Origin of the sequence: Psychrobacillus sp. FSL H8-0484 (genome assembly GCF_038005325.1) — a bacterium.
Classification (GTDB): Bacteria; Bacillota; Bacilli; order Bacillales_A; family Planococcaceae; genus Psychrobacillus.
This window is the reverse complement of the sequence record NZ_JBBOSZ010000001.1, coordinates 1,129,099-1,152,913: the sequence shown is the minus strand read 5'-3', so window position 1 is coordinate 1,152,913 and position 23,815 is coordinate 1,129,099. Positions and strand designations below refer to the sequence as shown.

At 35.8% G+C, this 23,815-nt stretch carries 24 protein-coding genes; 6 read left to right on the top strand and 18 right to left on the bottom strand.

Annotated features, from left to right (window positions below; all coding sequences use genetic code 11):
- Positions 1-340: 340 nt before the first annotated feature.
- The 7 genes from MHH81_RS05235 to cyoE all read right to left on the bottom strand — a co-directional run bounded on the left by MHH81_RS05235 (position 341) and on the right by cyoE (position 6,870).
- The gene (locus tag MHH81_RS05235; protein WP_340918712.1) at positions 341-802 is read right to left on the bottom strand and encodes a DUF420 domain-containing protein; all 462 of its coding nucleotides are present in this window, start codon (positions 800-802) and stop codon (positions 341-343) included.
- A 33-nt stretch (positions 803-835) separates the two neighbouring features.
- Positions 836-1,747, bottom strand: a complete 912-nt coding sequence (ctaG, locus tag MHH81_RS05230) for a cytochrome c oxidase assembly factor CtaG (RefSeq protein ID WP_340918709.1) — start codon at positions 1,745-1,747, stop codon at positions 836-838.
- Between the two features lie 155 nt (positions 1,748-1,902).
- Positions 1,903-2,238: a cytochrome c oxidase subunit IVB gene (gene ctaF / locus MHH81_RS05225; protein WP_340918706.1), complete on the bottom strand. Its 336-nt coding sequence runs from the start codon at positions 2,236-2,238 to the stop codon at positions 1,903-1,905.
- A gap of 1 nt (position 2,239) precedes the next feature.
- Positions 2,240-2,866, bottom strand: coding sequence for a cytochrome (ubi)quinol oxidase subunit III (locus MHH81_RS05220; RefSeq protein ID WP_340918704.1), 627 nt, complete (start codon positions 2,864-2,866; stop codon positions 2,240-2,242).
- The gene (locus MHH81_RS05215; protein ID WP_340918701.1) at positions 2,866-4,731 is read right to left on the bottom strand and encodes a cytochrome c oxidase subunit I; all 1,866 of its coding nucleotides are present in this window, start codon (positions 4,729-4,731) and stop codon (positions 2,866-2,868) included. Before MHH81_RS05215 ends, MHH81_RS05220 begins: the two co-directional genes overlap by 1 nt.
- Before the next feature lie 33 nt (positions 4,732-4,764).
- A complete protein-coding gene (gene coxB, locus MHH81_RS05210; RefSeq protein WP_340925124.1) occupies positions 4,765-5,847 on the bottom strand; it encodes a cytochrome c oxidase subunit II in 1,083 nt (360 codons plus the stop codon).
- Between the two features lie 99 nt (positions 5,848-5,946).
- On the bottom strand, positions 5,947-6,870 hold the full coding sequence (cyoE, locus tag MHH81_RS05205; protein WP_340918699.1) for a heme o synthase: 924 nt from the start codon (positions 6,868-6,870) through the stop codon (positions 5,947-5,949).
- Positions 6,871-7,196: 326 nt separating this feature from the next.
- On the opposite strand from cyoE, the gene MHH81_RS05200 reads away from it, so the two are divergent.
- On the top strand, positions 7,197-8,108 hold the full coding sequence (locus MHH81_RS05200) for a COX15/CtaA family protein (protein WP_340918697.1): 912 nt from the start codon (positions 7,197-7,199) through the stop codon (positions 8,106-8,108).
- A 40-nt stretch (positions 8,109-8,148) separates the two neighbouring features.
- Here the strand turns inward: MHH81_RS05200 and pyc are convergent, their stop codons facing one another.
- From pyc to MHH81_RS05185, 3 genes are all read right to left on the bottom strand, one after another.
- A complete protein-coding gene (pyc, locus tag MHH81_RS05195) occupies positions 8,149-11,589 on the bottom strand; it encodes a pyruvate carboxylase (RefSeq protein WP_340918695.1) in 3,441 nt (1,146 codons plus the stop codon).
- A 16-nt stretch (positions 11,590-11,605) separates the two neighbouring features.
- Positions 11,606-12,769, bottom strand: coding sequence for an FtsW/RodA/SpoVE family cell cycle protein (locus tag MHH81_RS05190; protein WP_340918693.1), 1,164 nt, complete (start codon positions 12,767-12,769; stop codon positions 11,606-11,608).
- Positions 12,770-12,835: 66 nt separating this feature from the next.
- A complete protein-coding gene (locus MHH81_RS05185) occupies positions 12,836-13,117 on the bottom strand; it encodes a YlaN family protein (RefSeq protein ID WP_340918690.1) in 282 nt (93 codons plus the stop codon).
- 177 nt (positions 13,118-13,294) lie between these two features.
- Between MHH81_RS05185 and MHH81_RS05180 the strand changes: the two genes are divergently transcribed.
- Both MHH81_RS05180 and MHH81_RS05175 read left to right on the top strand, forming a co-directional pair.
- Positions 13,295-13,792 carry a peptidyl-prolyl cis-trans isomerase gene (locus MHH81_RS05180; protein ID WP_340918689.1) on the top strand — a complete coding sequence of 166 codons (498 nt, stop codon included), beginning with the start codon at positions 13,295-13,297 and terminating at the stop codon, positions 13,790-13,792.
- 11 nt (positions 13,793-13,803) lie between these two features.
- Positions 13,804-14,007, top strand: coding sequence for a YlaI family protein (locus MHH81_RS05175; RefSeq protein ID WP_340918686.1), 204 nt, complete (start codon positions 13,804-13,806; stop codon positions 14,005-14,007).
- Positions 14,008-14,696: 689 nt separating this feature from the next.
- On the opposite strand, the gene MHH81_RS05170 is transcribed toward MHH81_RS05175, so the two are convergent.
- Both MHH81_RS05170 and typA read right to left on the bottom strand, forming a co-directional pair.
- Positions 14,697-15,029, bottom strand: a complete 333-nt coding sequence (locus MHH81_RS05170; RefSeq protein ID WP_340918683.1) for a YlaH-like family protein — start codon at positions 15,027-15,029, stop codon at positions 14,697-14,699.
- Between the two features lie 21 nt (positions 15,030-15,050).
- Positions 15,051-16,898, bottom strand: a complete 1,848-nt coding sequence (gene typA, locus MHH81_RS05165; RefSeq protein WP_340918679.1) for a translational GTPase TypA — start codon at positions 16,896-16,898, stop codon at positions 15,051-15,053.
- A gap of 105 nt (positions 16,899-17,003) precedes the next feature.
- Here typA and MHH81_RS05160 point away from each other — a divergent pair, with 105 nt between their 5' ends.
- Positions 17,004-17,189, top strand: a complete 186-nt coding sequence (locus MHH81_RS05160; RefSeq protein WP_340918677.1) for a YlaF family protein — start codon at positions 17,004-17,006, stop codon at positions 17,187-17,189.
- An 84-nt stretch (positions 17,190-17,273) separates the two neighbouring features.
- Here MHH81_RS05160 and MHH81_RS05155 read toward each other — a convergent pair whose 3' ends face one another.
- Both MHH81_RS05155 and MHH81_RS05150 read right to left on the bottom strand, forming a co-directional pair.
- Complete coding sequence (locus MHH81_RS05155) at positions 17,274-18,065, bottom strand: inositol monophosphatase family protein (RefSeq protein WP_340918676.1); 792 nt, start codon at positions 18,063-18,065, stop codon at positions 17,274-17,276.
- Positions 18,066-18,166: 101 nt separating this feature from the next.
- Positions 18,167-18,367 carry a hypothetical protein gene (locus MHH81_RS05150; RefSeq protein WP_340918674.1) on the bottom strand — a complete coding sequence of 67 codons (201 nt, stop codon included), beginning with the start codon at positions 18,365-18,367 and terminating at the stop codon, positions 18,167-18,169.
- Between the two features lie 153 nt (positions 18,368-18,520).
- Between MHH81_RS05150 and MHH81_RS05145 the strand changes: the two genes are divergently transcribed.
- Complete coding sequence (locus MHH81_RS05145) at positions 18,521-19,150, top strand: YktB family protein (RefSeq protein WP_340918672.1); 630 nt, start codon at positions 18,521-18,523, stop codon at positions 19,148-19,150.
- Positions 19,151-19,193: 43 nt separating this feature from the next.
- Here the strand turns inward: MHH81_RS05145 and MHH81_RS05140 are convergent, their stop codons facing one another.
- Complete coding sequence (locus MHH81_RS05140; protein ID WP_340918670.1) at positions 19,194-19,463, bottom strand: UPF0223 family protein; 270 nt, start codon at positions 19,461-19,463, stop codon at positions 19,194-19,196.
- Positions 19,464-19,475: 12 nt separating this feature from the next.
- The gene (locus MHH81_RS05135) at positions 19,476-20,435 is read right to left on the bottom strand and encodes an NAD(P)H-dependent flavin oxidoreductase (protein WP_340918668.1); all 960 of its coding nucleotides are present in this window, start codon (positions 20,433-20,435) and stop codon (positions 19,476-19,478) included.
- A 138-nt stretch (positions 20,436-20,573) separates the two neighbouring features.
- Between MHH81_RS05135 and MHH81_RS05130 the strand changes: the two genes are divergently transcribed.
- Positions 20,574-22,031, top strand: a complete 1,458-nt coding sequence (locus tag MHH81_RS05130; RefSeq protein ID WP_340918666.1) for an aminotransferase class I/II-fold pyridoxal phosphate-dependent enzyme — start codon at positions 20,574-20,576, stop codon at positions 22,029-22,031.
- A gap of 298 nt (positions 22,032-22,329) precedes the next feature.
- Here MHH81_RS05130 and MHH81_RS05125 read toward each other — a convergent pair whose 3' ends face one another.
- Both MHH81_RS05125 and MHH81_RS05120 read right to left on the bottom strand, forming a co-directional pair.
- Complete coding sequence (locus tag MHH81_RS05125; protein ID WP_340918664.1) at positions 22,330-23,007, bottom strand: LrgB family protein; 678 nt, start codon at positions 23,005-23,007, stop codon at positions 22,330-22,332.
- Positions 23,004-23,381: a CidA/LrgA family protein gene (locus tag MHH81_RS05120; RefSeq protein WP_340918662.1), complete on the bottom strand. Its 378-nt coding sequence runs from the start codon at positions 23,379-23,381 to the stop codon at positions 23,004-23,006. The genes MHH81_RS05125 and MHH81_RS05120 overlap by 4 nt, the downstream gene beginning before the upstream one ends.
- Positions 23,382-23,815: the final 434 nt, after the last annotated feature.

Sequence of the window (23,815 nt, the reverse complement as noted above, 5' to 3'; positions counted from 1 at the left end):
GGAATGGACTTTAACTACATCATAACGGCGCGATTTTTAGAAGAGGGGGATCGTCACGATCCTCCTCTTCATTTTCGGTAATCTTGTGGCTTTTGTCCTTCCGTCGCCCTCCTGCAACTTTAAGCAACAGCTTAGTGCTTTTTTGGATAACGAGAGAATAGATTCTTTCTTACTCATGTGTGGTGGCTCCCGAAGATGCAATTTCGGGAGCTCTTTTACTGTCTATAAGTTGGATGCTAGCTATTTTTCTGTCATAAGCTCTGACTACAAGTGAGAGCCCTTATTATTTTCTTAACTAAGAGAAAAACCAACACAAAAATGTGTTGGTTTTTATTTCTATTTATCCACCGATAATCGCTTTAAAAACTGACGTTGTTTCTCCACCCTTATAAAATACATAAAGTAATAGATAAACAGCTACTCCTGTAATTGCGACAAAGAACCAAATTACGCTTGTAATGGGACCTATTTTACGATGCTTTTTAATATTATCTTTATAGCCTAAATATAATGTTACAACTCCGAATACAGCTCCTGTAGTTGCTAAAGTAATATGAAAAATTAAAAACAGCGTATAATAAACTTTAATATCATCCGGTCCACCGAATGCAGTATTCCCGATAAAAAGTGTGCGAGAAACATAGATAATGAAAAAAGTTAAAGCAGAAATTGCTGCAGCAATCATAGTTTTTTTATGAGCTTCAATTTTTCTTTGTTTAACAAAGGCCCATCCAATTGCTACTAATACAGCACTCAATACGATAAAAAACGTACTTATTGTTGGTAGTACAGGTAAATTCATCCTCATTCTCCTCGAATAAATTAATATAAGTTATTAAAGCTTAGCTTGAAGTTTCAAATCATCCAATGCTTTTTGAGTAATTTCATCTGCATTGTCTTGCTCATTTTTGAACCACTTAAAGAAGATAGAAAATAAAAATGCCGCATAAATAATTTCTTGAATTACTTTCATAATAATGCCACCAAGTTGCTGATCTTCTACAGGAGCCATGTTAGAAAATAGTTCTGGTCCTGAGAGTGACAAGCCTGCTAAAGTACTAGCAGGTACACATAATTCCATAGCCTTCAACCACACGTCACCATTCGTATAAGTCTCATACATTGCATGTCCAGAAAAAATGATAAGTGCACAAGCTGGAGTGATTAAAACCGCACTCGCAATTATATAACCGATTTTCTTTAAACCATGCAGTTTTTTCTCTGATTCGACAACGTCGACTATAGACCACCACATAAAAATGGCAGATAAAAATAACAAGAACGTATATGTCCCGTGAAGAACCTCATTCATCTTAATATAATCAAAAATTAACGGAATGTGATAGAAAGAGAAAAGGCCTGTAAACACAATTAAAGCAAGTAATGGTTTAGTTACAAATGGTAAAACTTTTCGGATAACCGGTAATTCAAGGACTACTTTCCAAACCCACCAAGGAATCCCCTTCATCAATAAAGGCGGAACTAACAATAATAAAAGAGCCATTTGCGTCATATGTACAGAAAACATAATATGAGCCATTAAATCTATAGGAGAGCCTTTTACTATATATAGAAGAACTAGACTTGTTAAAAAGTAAACAGCTTCTTTTCTTTTTAAAGGTTCTGATACTTTAAAGTCACTTCTCCATTTTACTGTGATCAAAAAATATAAGATTGCAATGCAAACTACTAATCCTATCATAACAGGGCTCCACAATGCTTGGAAGCCGAATATACTTATAGGCATACGTATCCTCGCTCCTTCTTAGGTTGCTTACTCCATTATAATGGTCATTACGAAGAACATCAATGAACGAACTATGACAAATATATCCTGTATCATCTTTCATTCCTAAAAAAAACGAGACTAAGATTTAACTTAGCCTCGTTTTTTCAATTCAATTATTGCCACCATACTATTGTTAGGAATGTTAATACAAAAGTAAAAGCAATCATTGCCCCGAAATATAAGAAAAATGCAGGGAAACTATGATTTTTTTCACTCATATGCATGAAGTAGTAAAGTTGCAATACTACTTGAATTGCAGCAAGTAATAAAATAATTGGAACAATATAGTATTTAGAAAAATCAGCTGCTACCGCAGAGAATGCAATTAGAGTTAAGAAAATCATAATTGCAAAAGTTGTTACTTGGCTACGCATAGCTTGTTTTCTTTTTCTTTTCAGATATTCAAACTCTGTTTGTGATTTTACATAGACTTGAGCGTCGTGTGACATGTTAACCAACAACTCCCATCAAGTATACTACTGTAAAGATGAATACCCACACAACATCGATGAAGTGCCAGTATAAAGAAGCAGTATAGTATTTTGGTGCATTATATAAACTAAATCCACGTTTTGCATTTCGTACCATTAATAAAATAATCCAGCCTAAACCAATAACTACGTGAAGACCATGCGTTCCAACTAACGTAAAGAATGAAGATGAAAAAGCACTTTGTCCATATGTGAAACCTAAATGTACATAGTGATTAAACTCATAAATTTCAAAACCTAAGAACGCTAATCCTAAGATTACAGTGATTGCTAACCAAGTTTGCATTCCTCTAAAGTTATGATTTTTCATATGATACATCGCGTATACACTTGTTAAGGAAGACGTTAATAGTAACATCGTCATAACAAACACTAATGGTAATTCAAATAATGTATTAGTTGAGAATTCCATTCCACTTGGACCTTTGTTTTTAAGCGCTAAATACGTTGCAAACAAACTCGCAAATAGTACAGTTTCTCCACCTAGAAACAGCCAGAAGCCTAAAAATTTATTTTTACCTTCAAGGGTTGACTGTTCTGGGTGATCTGGCCAAGATTGTGGGGTGTACTTTTTATTAAAGTCCATTATTTTTTACCCCCTTCATCATCCATTAAATCTTCTTTATGAATATGATATCCATGGTCATCTTTTAGTGAACGAACTGCCATAGAAGTTAAAGTAATTGCTAATCCAAGAACTAAAACAGGAATAGCCCAATCTTTTTCGCCATTATAAAGTGCACCGAAAGCAGCTACGAATAAACCGAATGTCATAACAAAAGGAATAAAAGAATTATTTGGCATATGAATATCAGAAAGTGGTTCCGCATATGTCATACCTTCTTTATTACCTTCTTGTTTTTCAATCCAGAAAGTATCAAGTCCACGAACAAGTGGCGTTTGCTTAAAGTTATAGAATGGAACTGGTTGTGGAATTGCCCACTCCAATGTACGTCCATCTTCCCAAGGGTCATTACCAACTTTTTCATTCTTAACAACAGTGATAATGATATTAACAACCAGAATAATAACCCCGATTGCCATGAAAATAGCACCGAAAGAACTGATTGCGTTAAATAGATCCCATCCTTGATTTGCTCCGAACGTAAATACGCGACGAGGCATACCCATTAATCCTAAGAAATGTTGAATAAAGAATGTTAAATGGAAACCGATAAAGAAGAACCAGAAAGTCCATTTACCTAGTTTTTCACTTAGCATTTGGTTAAACATTAATGGCCAATATAAGTGTAGTGCCGCTAAAATAGCGAGTACTACCCCACCAACGATTACGTAGTGGAAATGGGCAACGATAAAGTACGAATCGTGTAATTGGTAGTCTAGCGGTGCAGCAGCTTGCATAACTCCAGTTACACCACCTGCTACGAATGAAGGGATAAACCCTAATGCGTATAGCATCGGTGTCGTAACTTTAATACTACCTCCCCAAATTGTAAGGAGCCAGTTAAAGATTTTCATACCTGTAGGAACAGCAATTGCCATTGTTGCAACAGCGAAAATAGCATTAGCTGTTGGTCCTAAACCAACTGTGAACATATGGTGAGCCCAAACCATGAATCCTAAGAAACCAATTAATACAACCGCAAATACCATGGAAGAGTATCCAAATAGGCGTTTACGTGAGAATAGAGCGAAAATCTCAGAGAATATACCGAAAGCAGGTAATATTAAAATATATACTTCAGGATGTCCAAATATCCAGAATAAATGCTCCCAAATAATTGTATTTCCACCCATTGTATGATCAAAGAAATTTGCTCCGAACATACGGTCAAAAATCATGAAGAATAGTCCGATTGTAAGCGGTGGGAATGCAAATAATATTAACGCACTTGCAACAAATGTTGTCCATGTCATTAATGGCATACGCATGTATGTCATACCAGGAGCTCTCATATTAATAATCGTTACAAGAAAGTTAATACCGGCTATATATGTACCGGCACCGGATATTTGAAGTCCTAGTGCATAAAAGTCAATCCCATGGCCTGGTGATGCAAGAGATAATGATGCGTATGAAGTCCATCCTGCATCAGGTGCTCCGCCTAAGAACCATGATAAGTTAAGGAAAATTCCTCCAAAAAGGAACATCCAAAAACCAAGTGCATTTAAGAATGGGAACGCAACGTCACGTGCCCCAATTTGTAAAGGTACAACTGCATTCATATAACCAAACAATATTGGCATGGCCGCAAGGAAAATCATGGTTGTACCATGCATTGTAATAATTTCATTAAATAGTCCAGCACTTACAAAATCATTATCTGGTTTTGCTAATTGAATTCGAATTAGCATTGCCTCGATACCACCGATTACGAAAAATAAACCACCGGCAGCAAGGTAAAGGATAGCGATTTTTTTATGGTCGACTGTCGTTAAATAGTCCCATAGAGTTGCGCCAAAGCCTTTTTTCTTAGCGATAGAACTCACAACTTTAACCTCCCTCATAATTATATGTCGAAATTATTTTTCAACAGATAGTCCCATTAGATATTCTGCAAGAGCGTCTAACTGCTCTTCACTAAATTTTTCGCCATTGTTAATTTTTTCTGGCTGAGGCATTAAGTTACCTGGTTTATATTCTTGAGGATTATTAATCCATTTTTTCAAACTTTCTTCATCGTGAGTCATGAAACCAGCAACACGGTTGCGATCACCGAATGCAGCTAAGTTTGGCCCAACTCCACCAGTAGAACCAGCACCAGAAGTTGCATGACAAGCGATACAGCTTGTATTAAAGATTTCTTCACCTTGTGTAGCAAGATCACCTTCTGCAGTATGTACAGTAGTTTTCATTGCTTCTGCCCAAGAATTGAAGTCATCTCGATCAAGTGTTTTTACTTTGAAATCCATTAAAGCATGAGAAGGACCACAAAGCTCTGCACATTTCCCGTAAAATACTCCATCTTTCAGTCCAGCAGATTCTTTATCAAATTCTAGATAGAATTGGTTTACGTTTTCTACGTTCGTATCCATCTTACCACCAGCTGTTGGGATCCAGAATGAATGTTTTACATCAGCTGCTTTTAAATTAAAGTAAACCTTTTCACCAGTAGGAACAACAAGTTCTTGAGCAGTTACAATACCTAAATCTGGGTATTCAAACTCCCACCAATAAAGTTTAGCAGTTACATTAACTGTAACAGCAGTTTTGTTTCCTTCTTCATCCACATTATCCATTGCTGAAACATCTGCATGTTTATAAGTATACATTACTGTTGGAACTGCAAGTATTAATAATAGGACAATTGGAATAGCTGTCCAAATAACTTCCAGTGTATGACTTCCTTCCACTTGTTTAGGAATAACGTTTTCTCCAACTTTTGATCGACGGAATTTCACTAGAGCAACAACATAAATAATTACTACGACTATAATAACTAAAGCCATAATAGCAGATGATAGTAGTAATAAATTAAATTGATCTCTTCCGACTTGTCCAGCAGGTGTAAGCGTTGATAAATATTCTTCGCCACAACCCGACAAGAAAATCGTAAGAGCTGCTAAAAGTGAAAAAAGTCGCCATTTTTTAAGCCCTTTCATCATAGCTAAATCAAACCCCTCTTTCATAATTGTAATCATGTTCATTGGACTGTGGTTCTCTTCTATATGAATTCTTGTTGACTAAAGAAAGAATTCCAGTAGTTAAATAAAAATGGAGAAGATAATCATTGATACAAAAAGAATGGTCATATAGTTTAATGAATAGATAAACATACGAGTAGCCCATTTAATATCATCTTCTGCTCGGAAACCTTTGATCGATAGTAATAACCAGCCAATATTCAGCACTGTTCCTAATACGACAAAAGCAATTCCTAGTTCTACAAGTAAAAATGGTAATGGAAACAATAGTAAAATCCAAAGAAGCATCGATACCTTAGTTCGTTTAAATCCTTTAACTACAGGTAACATTGGTATGTTAGCTGCTCTATATTCCTCTGTGCGCTTCATTGCAAGTGCATAAAAATGTGGTGGCTGCCAAGCAAACATTATTAAAAATAATGCCAAAGCACCTAAGCTTAAACCTGGTTCCACTGCTGCCCATCCAATTACTGGAGGTATTGCACCAGAAATACTACCAACTACCGTATTGCTGACATGCCTTCTTTTCGACCACATAGAGTATAAAACAACGTAACTAATGATTCCCGCAAGTCCCCAAACTCCCGCAGAAGTCGAAGCCAGAAACAAAAAGATTTCACCTACAATCAATAATGCAAAAGAAGTTATCAGCACGGCTGATGGAGTAAATCTTCCAGTTACTGTTGGTCTACCCTCTTTACTTTTCATGACAGGGTCAATATCACGATCAATAAAGTTATTCATCGCTGCAGAACCGGCTATAATAAGTGCTGCTCCAAAGAGCGTAAAGAATATTAAATCTAATTCCTTTAGGAAATTACGATTAGTAAATTGAAAAGCTAACCACAAACCTGTAAAAGTCGTAACTAAATTGGAATTAACTATCCCTATTTTAATAAGTGATAAGAAGTCCTTATAAAATGATGTAGAAACGGGATCTGTTTTCGGTTCGTTAGTTGCGGTTATCGAATGACCATTTGACATGCTGCCCCTCCTTTCAAAGTTGTAAGCATTTTCCGCTACATTATACTATATCGAAAATACTTTGAAATTTCTATAGAGAATAAAGATTTCCGAATAATAAGTTCTATATACTTTTTATAAATAGTTAGAACATATCAATAATAAATCATTTCTTGCTTCTATTTGTGAAGGTTCAAGCACGAATTTATGAACAATTTGTGAATTGACCTTATCGTATACAAGTCTTCAATCGTTTTACATTGTATTTTCTTTCATGTTTCGATATTATCTAGAAGCAGATACCGTCTTTTATAGACGAGCAATATATACATAAAGTAGGTGGAGTATTGCACATTCATAAATATTTAAAATGGTTGGCTATAGCTTCTTCTGTTGGTATGCTTCTAATCCTCTTAGGAGGAGCACTTGTTACAAAAACCGACAGTGGCATGGGTTGCGGAAGGCATTGGCCAGGCTGTAACGGTCAACTAATACCAGATGAAATTACCGCGGAAGTATTAATTGAATTCTCACATCGCCTTGTAACAGGAGCTGTTGGTATATTAATACTCGCATTAGCTATTTGGGCTTGGCGTGCGTTAGGACACGTTCGTGAGACAAAATTTTTAGCTTTCATGGCTGTCTTTTTTTTAGTATTACAAGCTCTTATTGGCGCTGCACAGGTGAAATGGGGACAAGGGGATTTTATTCTCGCACTTCATTTTGGAATCTCACTTATTTCATTTGCGGCTGTACTCTTATTAACCTTATTAATCTTTGAGGTTGATCGGAAGTTTGATACAGATAAAATTAATATCGGTAAAACATTAAGATTTCATACCATCGGTGTAACATTATATTCTTATTTCGTTATTTATACTGGGGCTCTTGTTCGTCATACTGAATCTAGTTTAGTATGTCTCGATTGGCCATTATGTCGTAATAACGAGTTCTCACTTCCAACGAACTTATACGAGTGGATTCAAATGGGACATCGAGCAGCTGCAGGTTTAATTTTTATGTGGATATTAATCATTACGATTCATGTCATTAGAAATTATAAAGACCAACGCGCCATTTATTGGGGCTGGATAATTTCTTTAGTCCTCGTAACGACTCAAGTTTTATCGGGAATGTTTGTTGTGTTAACAAAACTTAATTTGTTTGTTGCATTATTACACTCATTAGTCATCTCACTTCTTTTTGGATTATTATGTTATATGATCTTATTATTATCCCGTAGTAAAACAAGTAAATAATAAAAGGCTGTTTGACAATGATTAGTCAAACAGCCTTTTTTTATTCCTTATCCATTTCTATTAGTAAATCACCCGTTGCAATAGCTTCTCCAGCTACAACAAAGATTTCTTTCACAACACCATTAAACGGAGCTTGTACCGTTGTTTCCATTTTCATTGCTTCCGTAATAAGTAAATGTTGCCCTCTTTTTACCTTACTTCCGGAGGCAACTGCAACTTTCAATACAGTTCCTGGCATTGTCGCTCCAATATGTCGTTCATTCGTCACATCCGCTTTTGGTTTAGCAATGTGACTTACTTCAATATTCATATCGAGAATGGAGATTTCACGTGGTTGTCCATTTAATTCAAAATAAATTATTCTATTTCCATCATGAGTTGGATTACTAATGGAAACTAATTTAATAATCAATGTTTTCCCTACTTCAATCTCTACCTCAATCTCTTCTCCAAGTCTCATACCGTATAAGAAAGTTGGTGTGTCTAAAACAGAAACGTCACCAAAATTCTTTTCTGTCTCACTATATTCTTCAAATACTTTTGGATAGAGTGTATAAGCTAGAATTTCTTGGCTAGTAATCGGACGCTCAAATTTATGAAATAACAACTCTTTTACAGCTTGGAAATCAACTGGCTCTAATAACTCTCCTGGTCGGACAATAATAGCTTGGCGATCCTTTAAAATGACTTTTTGAAGCTCTGCTGGAAAACCACCATATGGCTGACCAATATAACCTTCAAAAAATTCTATAACCGAGTCTGGGAAGTCAATCGTTTTCCCTCTTGTAATGACAGAAATTTCATCCAAGTTGTTTTGTACCATGAATAAAGCCATATCTCCTACCACTTTAGATGAAGGAGTAACTTTCACAACATCTCCAAATAGTAAATTGACACGAGAGTACATTTCTTTTACTTCTTCCCATCTCTCACCTAGACCTACTGCTTTAGCTTGTTGCTGAAGATTACTATATTGACCACCTGGCATTTCATGGACATATATTTCCGTATGTGGACTCATCATGCCACTTTCGAAATCTTGATAATACTTTCGAACATCCTCCCAGTAATAGGAAATTTTTTCAAATGCATTTACATCTCCAATTACTTCTCGATTAGAACCTTTCATCGCATAACTTAAACTGCTAGCGCTAGGTTGAGAAGTTAGGCCTGCCATGGAACCTAATGCAGTATCAACAATATCTACCCCTGCTTCAATCGCTTTTGCATAAGTGAAAATTCCATTACCACTTGTATCATGTGTATGCAGATGGATTGGGATATCCACTGTACTTTTAAGCTCACTCACTAAACGATATGCTGCTTCCGGTTTTAATAATCCAGCCATATCTTTAATCGCTAAAATATGCGCACCTGCAGCCTCTAATTCTTTCGCCATCTCTTTATAATATTGAACGGTATATTTTGAGCGAGAGTCATCTAAAATGTCTCCTGTGTAACAAATAGCTGCTTCTGCTATTTTTCCTGAATGTCTTGTTGCGTCAATTGCAACTTCCATACCTTTGATCCAGTTTAAACTATCAAAAATTCGGAAAACATCGATACCAGCTTCTGCAGATTCTTGAATAAAATCACGAATAACATTATCAGGATAGTTTTTATATCCTACTGCGTTTGCTCCGCGGAATAACATTTGGAATAGTACATTTGGAATCATTTCACGCATTTTTATTAATCGATCCCAAGGATTCTCCTTTAAGAAACGATACGCCACATCAAAGGTAGCCCCTCCCCACATTTCATAAGAGAATAAATTATGCATACCTTGAGCTGATTCATTGGCAATTTCAAACATATCATGAGAACGAACTCGAGTTGCTAATAGTGATTGATGGGCATCACGGAATGTTGTATCCGTTAATAGAACACCTTGCTGCTCTTTCACCCACTTAATAACTCCTTCAACACCTTGTTGTTCTAAAATTTGCTTTGTTCCAACTGGTGGTGCTTGGGATATATCAAAATTCGGCTTTCTAGCAGCACCAAATATAGGTTTTGACTTTTTCTCAATACCCGGAAAACCATTAACAGTAACATTTCCAATATAATTTAATAATTTGGTTCCTCTATCTTTCCTTTTTGGAAATAAAAATAACTCAGGTGTTGAATCAATAAAACTTGTATTAAACTTTCCAGAAATGAAACTTGGATGTTTCACTACATTTTCTAAAAAAGGAATATTAGTTTTAATTCCACGAATTCTAAATTCCTGTAAGTTTCGATTCATTTTAGCTGCAGCCTCTTTAAATGACATACCCCATGTTGAAACTTTTACGAGTAATGAATCATAATAAGGTGTAATTACAGCACCTTGAAATCCGTTACCTGCATCCAGGCGAACCCCAAATCCTCCACCTGATCGATAAACCATCAGCTTTCCTGTATCCGGCATAAAATGATTTAAAGGATCTTCGGTTGTGACACGTGATTGTATAGCAAATCCAAACAACGGAATATTTTCTTGACTTGGGATCCCCATCTCTTCACTTGGTAATGTTAGACCATCCGCGATTTTAATTTGTGCATGTACAATGTCAATACCCGTAATCATCTCTGTAATCGTATGCTCTACTTGAATACGTGGATTTACTTCAATAAAGAAAAATTCATTATCTGTTACTAGAAATTCTACAGTACCAGCATTTACGTATGAAACATTTTTCATTAATTTAACAGCGGCTTGACATATTTTATCTCGAAGTTCAGCATTTAAAGAATTGGATGGTGCAATTTCTACAACTTTTTGATGTCTTCTTTGAATCGAACAATCCCGTTCATATAGGTGAATTAAATTACCTTCTATATCTCCTAGTATTTGCACTTCAATATGCTTTGGCTGATATATAAATCGCTCCACATATACTTCGTCCGAACCAAATGCAGCTTTTGCCTCTGATTTAGCACGTTCATATGCACTTTCTAAATCATCTTCCGTTTGAACCACACGCATTCCTCGGCCTCCGCCACCTAAAGAAGCTTTGATCATCAAAGGATATCCATGAGCTGCTCCGAAGGTACGAACTTCTTCTATACTTTCTACTGGGCCGTCGCTACCCGGTATGACAGGAATTCCCGCTTTTTCCGCTTGATCACGCGCCTTTACTTTGTCACCAAACATATCTAAGTGTTGGGAAGTAGGACCGATAAATATAATTCCTTCTTCTTCGCAGCGTCTAGCAAAATCAACATTTTCTGATAAAAAACCGTAACCAGGATGAATAGCATCAGCCTTACTTTCTTTGGCAATGCGAATGATATCCTCAATATCTAAATAAGCATCTATCGGCTTTTTACCTTCTCCAACTAAATAAGACTCGTCCGATTTGAAACGATGAAATGAACCACTATCTTCTCTTGAATAAATCGCTACAGTACGTAAGTTTAACTCGGTACAAGCACGAAAAATTCGAATAGCAATTTCCCCTCTGTTTGCCACTACTATCTTTTTAATTTTATTCATCCCATTACACCCCTTATCATTTTATTTTCTCGTGCTTCACAAACATGGAAACATTCATTAATATTCCAATAGCAGCAGATAAAATGATGACGGAAGTTCCTCCATAACTAATAAAAGGAAGGGGAACTCCAGTAAGTGGAATAATCCCCAACATTCCACCTAAATTAACAAAGGTCTGAAAACCAATAATACTTGCAATACCAGCGGCAATCATTCGAGCTTGAGGATCTCTCGTAGATATAGCAATCGATATCCCTTTAAACACAATAAAAAACAAACCACATAAAACAAATAAAACACCAAAAATACCAAGTTCTTCTGCAATAATTGCCATAATAAAATCTGTATGTGGTTCAGGTAAATAACCGAATTTTTGATTAGAATTTCCTAACCCTAAACCTTTTATTCCGCCCGAACCTATCGCGATATAGCCATTTACAATCTGATATCCATATCCTTGTTCATAGTCAAATGGATTAAAAAAGGCTTCTAACCTTCCTCTACGATGAGGTGTAAGTAAAGTATCTTTCATGACATAAATAGCAAACAAGCCCATTGTTATTACTATGCTAATCAAACCAATTATTTTAGCAAATGATTTAAATTTAATTCCACTTGATGCTATTACTGAAATTGCAACAAAGCTAATAATCAGTGTATTTCCAACATCTGTTTCCATCATGATGGAAACAAATACAAAAAACAACACCACCAAAGGCGGTCCAACTGACTCGTTTAATTTATTTAACGTCCCATTCTCGTGTTTTTTTGTAAATATACCTGCAAAATATAACACTATGATTATTTTAGCAATTTCAGAAGGTTGAATATTTCCAAAGCCCAAATAAATCCAACTTTGAGATCCACTTTCTCCACCAGATCCAATAATGTGGACTAGAAATAATAAGGAAAACATGACTAATAACATAAGTTGCATCATGAATCTGCTTTTATAATGCTTATAAGGAAAAATAGAAGCCAAAAAGAAAGCTGGAAAAGCCAATAGCAAATTTAATTTTTGCTTATTAAAAAAATAATCAGGCTCCCGTCCATACTTTATAACTGACCAACCCATACTAGCACTATAAATCATGACTAGTCCAAACAAGCACAATGCCAAATAAACAAAAAATAGTGGATAATCAAAATTACGTAAATATCGTTTTAAATATGTAATCATGGTAAAAACCTCAATTTCTTTAGATAGAAAAAAAACTCAAACATTAGCTTTGTTTGAGTTTAATATTTATTTTTCTGTGTGGATATCATGTAAAACGGACAATTCTTGTTCAAGTGAAGCAATTATTTCTTTCCCTTCACTTCTCTCCAAAAGCCCAAGTTTTACCGCAAAATCTATTTCACGCGATAATCCAAACATTTGAGTGTCCAAAACCTCTTCATAAAGAGGACATTGAGGCATCGTTAAGTTATCCATTTGCACTTTTATCAGTTGTGCAATCTTTTCCGCATCTTTTTTCAAAAGCTCCAGCGCTTTATCTTGATACGAGAGTTGTATATTAGTATCCATGAGGACGCCCCCATTATTATTATTTATCGTTCTTCATCTCCCTAAAGTGTATCTTTTGCCTAGAAGAATTGCAAGTATTCTCTTATTCAACTTACCGAAATAATGAAATATTCTTTTGAACTTTTCATTTTAACGGTATACTAATATTGAATAGATAGTTTAGAGGAGGCAATTTCTTTGGAATTTATTATCCCTATTAAAGGTGCAGTTAAATTTAATATAACGCTTGACCCTACAGTTTGGATTTTTGATGATCGTAAAATTGATTTAGATGATTTTTTTTCTGGTGAATACGAGTACAAGGATGAACTAGAAGAATATGCAAAGGTTACTTCCGCTCACTGGTCTCGTGAAATTATTGAAGGTTCAACCACCCCCCCAACATTAAAAACCGAAAAGAAATATGAACGTACAAAAGTATTAACAAGTACATTTGGTATAGATTTAAAACAATTTATTTTTAACGCTGAACCCTTAAAGGATGCTACTTCCCTTATTATTGAAACAAACGAGGGTGAGCATTCTATTCCATTCGAGGAATTAGATTCTTTATTATTAAAATTTAGTCATAAAGGGAAGCCTCTTAAAGAAGATGGTCCAGTTCATGTGTTAAAAAAAGACGGTTCTAATATTAATAATCCAATCAAATTTGTCAAAGCATTCCGCATAGAATAGGAGATGTCTATATGAAAGTCCAATGTGTCATTTGCGAACGAATTGACGAACTTCCTGATGACTTACCGCTAGCAAAAAAACTTAGAAATCGCCCTATTCATACGTATATGTGCAAAGAGTGTCATGACCGTATAGAAGAAAAAACAAATAAACGATTGGCAACAGGAAAATTTATCTCTTATAAAAGCTCCCGTTTAATCGAAAATGAATTTTAATAAGAAAAGCGCTAATCGTGCCCAATAAGTACAAACCTGTTCGCAGAATTTCCGGATTGCTTTGGAATGGACTTTAGCCACATCATTACCGAGTATTTTTTAGGAGAGTGGGATCGTGACTAACATCACGATTCTACTCTCCTTTTCGGTAATCTTGTGGCTTTCGTCCTCCCGTTGCCCTCCTGCAACTTTAGGCAACATGTAAGTGCTGTTTTGGATACTTGAGAGAATAGTTTAATTCTTACTTATGTTGAAAGCTCCCGAAGATACAATTTCGGGAGCTCTTTTGCTACTGTATAAGTTGTATGCTAACTATTTTTTGTCATATGTTCTGTTTACAAGTGAGTTAATTTCATAAATAGTACTTCGTCATAAAATGCGAACATTATCACTTTGTTGATTGAAGTGGCAGGCGGCGATTCCAGTGGGATGAGTGAAGCAGAGAAGAATCACAAACGACGCGTGAGCTGTGGTGATGGCTTATCGCTCATCCAGCAGAAAGCGTCCGCCTATAGTGGAAATCAACTATACCTTATTTCGCTTAGAATATATATTTCTTGCTACCATATTAATAACTTTGTTTTACATGTAATTCATGGTAATTTTTAATTCTTCCAACTACCAGGAACACTGAGTTCAAGGCACATCGATTTAATATACTTTCTAAGTATATTAAAAAAACAACTCCGCTACCTTAAGGTAGTGGAGCTGTTTCTTTTTTCGAGTCGTAAACGAATCTTATAAACAATTAAAATTAAGGCTGCTACGATTAATCCTTCTACAACCGGAAGGAAAAACGCTAAAAATGTCAACATTAAACACCCTAATAATAAGAAAACATAAATGATTATGTTTTGTTTGAAATGTAATTTTTTCGCAAATCCAAGCTTGTACACAAGTAAGGATAGTAAAAAAATGACTAAAAATAATACATAACCCGCTACATCGAATGATGGCATTGTCTCGTAAATAAAACGCGAAATACTAGACATTCTATCAAGTACGAATTGCTGTTCCTCCAAGGTTATTCACCCTTTCAGTTCCTATTCAAGTTCTGCACTTTTCTTTTTCTTTGTAACACGTTCACGTTCACTCTTCTCTAGAATCTTTTTGCGTAAACGAATTGATTCAGGCGTTACTTCTAGGTACTCGTCATCACCTAAGAATTCTAATGCTTCTTCAAGACTTAAAATACGAGGTTTTTTAATAACGTTCGTTTGGTCTTTGTTAGCTGAACGAATGTTTGTTTTTTGTTTCATTTTTGTAATGTTAACAGTGATATCAGCATCACGAGTATTTTCACCAACAATCATACCTTCGTAGATTTCAGTACCTGGTTCTACGAATAATGTACCGCGGTCTTCAATCCCCATCATACCGTAAGTAGTTGATTTACCAGTTTCCATAGAAACAAGTACACCTTGGTGACGTCCACCAACACGACCTGAAACTACCGGCTGATAGCTATCGAACGTATGGTTAATTATACCAAAGCCTTTTGTTAGTGACATGAATTCTGTTGAGTAACCAATTAATCCACGAGCTGGTACCATAAAGATTAAACGAACTTGGCCATTTCCACTGTTGACCATATCAATCATTTCACCTTTACGTGTACCCATTGATTCAATGATCGCACCTACACAATCTTCAGGTACATCAATTTGTACACGTTCAACTGGTTCACATTTTTTACCTTCAATTTCACGAATAATTACTTCCGGTTTTGATACTTGTAATTCATAACCTTCACGACGCATATTTTCGATTAAAATCGACAAATGAAGCTCTCCGCGACCTGAAACTACCCATGCATCTGGAGATTCTGTATCTTCAACACGTAAAGATACGTCCGTTTGTAATTGAGAACGAAGGCGCTCTTCAATTTTACGTGATGTAACCCATTTACCTTCGCGACCAGCGAATGGTGAGTTATTTGTTAAGAATGTCATTTGTAATGTTGGTTCATCAATACGTAATGGCGTTAAAGCATCTGGATGATCTGTAGGACAAATTGTTTCACCTACGTTAATATCCTCCATACCAGATATCGCAATTAAATCTCCAGCCTTAGCCGATTGAATTTCTTCACGTTTTAAACCGAAGAAACCGAATAATTTTGTTACACGATAGTTTTTAACTTTACCATCTAGTTTCATCAAAGAAACCTGTTGACCTACTTCAACTGTCCCGCGGAATACACGACCAATACCAATACGACCTACATAATCATTATAGTCAAGTAATGCTACTTGGAATTGTAATGGATCTTCTGAGTTATCAATTGGTGCCGGGATTTCTTTAATAACCAATTCGAATAGAGATTTCATGTTTTCTTCTTGGTTAGCAGGATCTGCATCTAGTGAAGAAGTACCATTTACACCTGAAGCATAAACAACTGGGAATTCTAGTTGGTCTTCATCAGCACCTAATTCTATGAATAATTCTAAAACTTCATCTACTACTTCTAGTGGACGAGCTGAATCTTTATCTACTTTGTTTACTACAACGATAGGTGTTAATTTTTGTTCTAACGCTTTTTTCAATACGAATCGTGTTTGAGGCATACAACCTTCATATGCATCTACTACTAATAAAACTCCATCTACCATTTTTAAAATACGTTCTACTTCACCGCCGAAGTCAGCATGTCCAGGCGTATCAAGAATATTGATACGTGTACCATGATAGTCTACTGCTGTATTTTTAGCTAAAATCGTAATACCGCGTTCACGCTCGATATCATTCGAGTCCATCGCACGTTCTTCAACGTGTTCATTTGAACGGAAAGTACCTGATTGTTTTAATAATTGGTCAACTAATGTCGTTTTCCCATGGTCAACGTGTGCTATAATTGCAATGTTTCTTATATCTTGACGTAAATTTGTCATTTTTCCACTCCATATTCTTTTTTCGAGTCCATAACTGTGCTATTATATCACAAGTAGCACTAAAGTAATAATATTTTTCAATATTTTTTTTTGGAGGTAATCATTATGGGTAATGTAAAATGGATTTTTGTTCTATATTCTTTTGGTGCAATTTTATCGATGGCACTTATTGGAATCGCAATCGCACTTCGCAATATTCCTCTAATATTCCTGTTTCTTGCTTTACTTTTTGTCGTTATGGGATTTGGTTTTAAGACAAAGAAAAAAATGCGTGATCAAGGATTGTTATAGTGTAAATTCAGCAAGTAATCACTTGCTGAATTTTTTTATTTTGGCTTTGTAAACATTCTAAAAAACATCAACCTAATTTAACCATTATTTTAATTGAATATAATTGGATAATAATTGTTCATGTAAGCCAGGTTTTGAAATAATAAAGGTGTTTTGCTGCAATAAATTAATCGGTTCATTAGTCAGAGTAGTCACAACTGCACCTACCTCCTTTGCAATAACCATGCCTCCCGCAATATCCCACGGTGATAATCTCATCGACATGTATGCATCTAATCGACCTGTAACAACATATGAAATCTCAATAGCAGCTGATCCATAAGATCTTGACCCTCTCACTGTTTGTAAAAGTTTAACCATACCTTCATGCTGTATATGCCTATTCGGAATGACCCAGCTAGCATTTACTCCAACAATAGATTGTTCCACACTGGCATTTTTTACTGTAGGAATGCGGATATCGTTTGAAAAAGCCCCTTCACCTAAAGTTGCACTTAATAAATCATCTTCCATAACATTATAAATATAACCAAGAATCCCTACACCATCTTTGTAAATTCCTAAAGAAATAGCAAAGTTCTTTTTTTGATGAATAAAATTCATCGTGCCGTCTATTGGGTCTAGCATCCATACGTATCCATTTAAATCATGGATCTCGTCTCCAAATCCTTCTTCTCCAAATATTCGATGATCCGGTAGATCTCTTTTAATATGATTAATAAAATATTGTTCGGTTTCTTTATCAATATTTGTTACTAAATCATTTGCTTCTGACTTCGACTCAATTATTAGTGTGGATGAGAAAGAAGATTTAATGTTATTTGCCGCTTCTTTAATTAATGATTTCGCATATTTATCAAGAGTATGTATGTTCATTTCAACCATCCTTTCTAAAACATTACCTTTAGTATAAAGAAAAAAACACCCGCTGTCTTTCTAATTAGCTGGTGTTTTACGGTTCTATAGAAGGTAAATCTTCAATCGAGTGCATTTAGCTCCCCCAGAAGTTTGTGTATTTCTATCAGCTGCATTTTTGATTCCTTTATCTCTTTTTCATTTTGACTATTCATTGCGTCAAATAAAGTAGCAAGTTGGTAATCCAACTCCAATTTTAATGTTTGAATTCTTTCTTTTTCCACGTCATTTTTGCGAATAATTTGCACAACCTGTCTCATCATTAACACCCCTTCCTTTTTATTATAACTAAATATTCAGAACATTTTATATAATTTATGCCATCAACTAACTTATGTTGACTGAAAAATACTACCTACATGATTTTTACCCATATTTCCGATAAAATAAACATAGAAAGTGAAAGGAGTTTACATATGAGCAATTTTTTTTGGAAAGACGAGGATTTTGATTTATTTCAAATAGATGGTCTAGAAAACAGAATGACCGCACTTATTAAAAATGTCAGGCCAAAATTTGAGGAGCTAGGAAAACAATATAGTCTCTATTTTTCAAGTGCACTAGGGGATGAATACTTTCCACATGTAGCAAAACATGCTCGACGCTCCGTTAATCCACCAAAAGACAGTTGGGTTGCTTTTGCTCCGTATAAAAGAGGATATAAAGCACTACCACATTTTCAGATTGGGTTATGGGGAAGTCATCTTTTTATCATTGTAGCTGTCATCTATGAAGCACCTGATAAAGTAGCCATAGCAGAACGATTATTAAAGAAAAAAAGTTTGTTTAAAAAATTGCCAGCTGACTTCATTGTATCTGGAGATCATATGAAGCCCGAAGCAACTCCTCTGAAACAAGCAAAAGGCGATGACTTGGAGCAATTATTAGTAAGATTACGTGATGTGAAAAAGGGAGAATTTTTAGTAGGTCGACACATCGCCAGGGAAGAAGTAGTAAAGCTAACGGAAGATGAATTCTTTAAACTTGCGGAAGAAACGTTTGAACAGCTTCTACCTATCTACAAAACCATGATCAATAGGAAGTAAATAAAACCACCTATAGCTTTTTAGTTATAGGTGGTTTTATTAGTTATGCTTTAATAATAGCGCTATCTTCTAGTTCCTTCATCTTTTTTACGATTGGGTAACTAGCGTAACCACTTTCTTTTTCAAACTCACGGAAATATGTTTTTTCTTCTGCAATAGAAGGAACAATTTCTTTAAAGCGTCTGTATTTTTTTAGTAACTCTTCTCGTTTAACGCCCTTTTCGTACGCCTTTTCAATTGCTTCAAAAAATTGTACTACACCGACTATTTCATCTGTAGACCAATCTAAAGAAAAAGGATATGTGTATTCCATTTTTATACTCTCCTATAATTGCCATTTTTTTCGAACTTCTAACGCTTCAGAAACCATTCGTTCGATAAGCTCTTCTGTAGAGGGCACATCTTTGATTAAACCGATAGATTGCCCTGCCCATCCAAATCCTTTATCTATATTCCCCTCATAGATAAACTGCTTATTTGCTTCACCACTAACATAATCCTTTAAAGTATCATATGTTGATTTTTCCTTTTCGATACGTAAAATTGTTTCGGTCCAGCTGTTTTTAATCGCTCTTGCTGGAGCACCAATGGTTCTTTTAATTACTGTAGTGTCCGTTTCTTCGCTAGACAATAAAGCATTTTTATATGCTTCTGAGGCGTGAACACATTCTTTTGTAGCGATAAATCGAGTGCCCATTTCAATTCCTTCGGCCCCAAGTGCATGAGCTGCCATCCAGCCTCGCCCGTCAGCAATCCCTCCTGATGCAATCACCGGAATCGATACTGCATCTACCACTTGTGGAATTAATACGATCGTTCCAATATCATCTCTACCTAAATGACCTCCGCCCTCTTGACCAACAACCATTATAGCATCTGCTCCAAGTTGTTCCGCTTTTTGCGCTTGGCGCTTAGCTGCTACAAGCACTAATTTCTTTACGGGCGTACCTGCAAGTTTTTCTAGAATAGGTGCTGGATTTCCACCGGTCATGGAAATAACAGGTACTTTTTCATCTATTGCTACTTGTAACATATGCTCATAGGGTCTTCCCGTTTGCCCTATAGCAAAGTTTACACCGAACGGTTTATCTGTAAGCACTCTGACTTTACGTATTTCTTCACGCAATTCTTCTGGTGTTTTCAAGCTCATGGCAGTAACTTGCCCTAAACCACCTGCATTCGAAACAGCCGCACATAATTCAGAATATGCTAAATATGCAAGTCCCCCTTGAATAATTGGATAGTTTATTCCCAATAATTCAGTTACCCTTGTTTGAAAAATCATCCCTATCCCTCCCATAGCTCTAAGTGTAAAAGAATTAGCGTCATGATTCAATTCACAAATATTTTTATAGTAATAGAATAAACGAAGTGCTATAATTTCATTTGTTTTAAAAAAATAATATTAGAGGTGGTATGAGCGTTGTCACAATTAGAAACTCCATTGTTCGATGCACTACTGAAGCATCGAAACCGTCATCCTATCCAGTTTCATATTCCTGGGCATAAAAAAGGGAAAGGGATGGATCCTGCATTTCGAGAGTTTGTTGGAGATAATGTACTTTCCATAGATTTAATCAATATTGCCCCTTTAGATGACTTACATTCCCCTAAAGGTGCCATTAAACAAGCTCAACAATTGGCTGCAGAAGCATTCGGGGCTGATGAAACGTTTTTCTCTGTACAAGGGACAAGCGGAGCTATTATGACAATGATACTTACTATTTGTGGTCCTGGTGATAAAATACTTGTTCCACGAAATGTGCATAAATCAATAATGTCTGCGATTGTTTTTGCAGGAGCAATTCCTGTTTTTATTCATCCAGAAGTAGATGTAGAATTAGGTATTTCCCATGGTATTTCAGTAGAATCGGTTGAAAAAGCATTGAATGAACATCCCGACGCAAAAGGATTATTAGTTATTAATCCTACTTATTTCGGATTAGCCGCTGACCTGAAAAAAATTGTGGACATTACCCACGAAAGAGGAATTCCAGTAGTAGTAGATGAAGCACATGGCGTGCATATTCATTTTCATAATTCCCTTCCTATTTCAGCGATGGAAGCCGGAGCAGATATGGCTGCAACTTCCGTTCATAAATTAGGTGGCTCTATGACACAAAGTTCTATTCTAAATGTTAGGAATGGACTTGTTTCTACTAAACGTGTGCAATCCATTTTATCCATGCTTACAACAACATCTACCTCGTATCCTCTTTTAGCCTCTTTAGACACAGCTAGAAGACAATTAGCCATTCACGGTGAGGATTTAATCGGTGATGTCATTGACCTTGCTAAGGATACGCGTAAACGTATAAATGAAATTCCACATATTCGATGTGTTGGCGAAGAAATTTTGCATTCTTCTGCAACATTTGATATGGATCCAACCAAATTATTAATTAGTGTGAAAAATTTAGGGATGACAGGCTATGAAGCAGAAATATGGCTGAGAGAAAAAGCTAATATTGAAGTAGAACTTTCTGATCTATATAACATTCTTTGTTTAATAACACTTGGGGACTCCAAAAAAGAAACAAACTTACTAGTAAACGCACTTACTCGTATGGTTGAAGCTCATGAATCTGAAGCTGTAATTGTTGAACCATCCGTTACTTTACCTGATATTCCAGAACTTGCAATGTCACCTCGAGATGCGTTTTACGCTGCAACAGAATCAATTCCCCTGTCAGATGCTAGTGGACGAATTTCCGCAGAATTCGTTATGGTATATCCACCTGGGATTCCTATTTTTATTCCCGGGGAAATAATTACGCAAGGAAACATCGATTATATTCAGATGAATATCAAAGCTGGCCTACCTGTACAAGGACCAGAAGATGATACTTTAGAAATGATTCATGTTATTAAAGAAGATTAAGTAATAAAAGGGGCTGTCTCTAAAGTCATACATTGACTGAGAGATGGTCCCTTTTCCAATGTATTGATTTCCGTTCCAGACGGACGCTTTCCGCGGGCATGGCTTCAGTCTCCTCGTCGCTTTCGCTCCTGCGGGGCCTTCAGCTCATGCTATTCCCGCTGGAGTCGCCGTCTTTCACTACAATCAATTGCCTACAAAAAATAGTAGTATAAAAAAAAGTATACAAAAAACAGGTGTAGAAAAAGACTCGTTTTTCTACATCTGCTTCAATTTATGGGCTTATTGGACAACACCTTTATCATTGTAGTAATAAAGCAAATAAAGGACATATAAAGGATCCTACTACCGCACTTAATGTCATGGAAACAGTACCCATGGACAATGCTTGCTCTCCATATTCTGATAGTTTAGCTACACCAATTCCATGGGATGCACTTCCCATCGAAACTCCTCTACTAATCACTTTTTCAATACGACAAATTTTATATATGATAGGCCCAGTTATCGCCCCAGTTAAACCCGCCAATATAACAAAAACCGCAGTTAACGATGGAATACCTCCAATCGATTCAGTTATTTGCATAGCTACTGGTGTAGTAATAGATTTGGGTAATAAAGATATGATCAATTCATTATCGAAGTTTAATAAATTCGCAAATACAATCACACTGATTAAACCTGAAAGCATTGCAACTATGACACTGATCATAATAGAAAACTTATTTTTTATAATTGTTTCTCTTTGTGCATATAAAGGATATGCCATACTTACAACAGCTGGACCAAGCATCGCATCAATCCATTTTGCTCCGTTCATATAAGTGTCATAAGAAACGTCGAAAATTTGTAATAAAATAATAACCGCTATTGTTGTGGTTAACACTGGAAGAAGCAAAGGGGTTGTAAATCGGGCATACACCTTTTTCATAACGAAAAAGACAAAGATTGTTCCTACTATCATCGTAACTTCACTCATGAGGCAGACTCCTCTTTCGATTCTTTCCCTTCTATATATTGACAAACTCTTCCTGATACAATAATTGCCAAAATAGTACTTACAATAATTGTAAAGACTAGGAGCATTCCATTGAAAGATAAAAATTCAGGATAATTCATTACTCCAACAGTTGCAGGAACAAAAAATAATGCAAGGAGTCCTAATAATAACCCTGCTCCATCTTTAATTAGATTCACAGGAATTATTTTTGCATATAAACAACCTAAAAGTATCAATAAACCCATAATACTTCCCGGAAAATTAAAAGGGAATATTTGTACGATCAAAGACCCTACAAGGGAGAATAAATAAAGAATAATAACTTGAAATGCAATGCGAATATATTTTCCCATACATAACCTTAAAAAATGTAATCTTTTAAAGGTTTTCACCTCCTATAAACTAGTAACAGGAACATTCTACGCTTAATATGTTACGATATCCACGCCTCAAAAAATACCTCTGTGAAGCATGATCACAGAGGTAATAACACACGTGTTGATTATCCAAAAGTACCCAGTAAATTGCTTGCTAAAATGGTGATAACACACTAGGCACTCTATGTATAGCTGCTTTTTGGAGTGGTTGGAACTTAACGAGTTCTACACTATTATCGATATTTCTTGATGCAGAGGGATGCACAAAGTCACTTCCTGCTACACTTAGCCCTCGGTAATGATGTAGTGACCTTTCGTCCGAAGCGAACCAAAAACGTACAAGTGCAAAATGGGATCCTTGCGCATTTCTTGTGAAATTTTAATGGGGCAAATTAGATAATCAACAACCG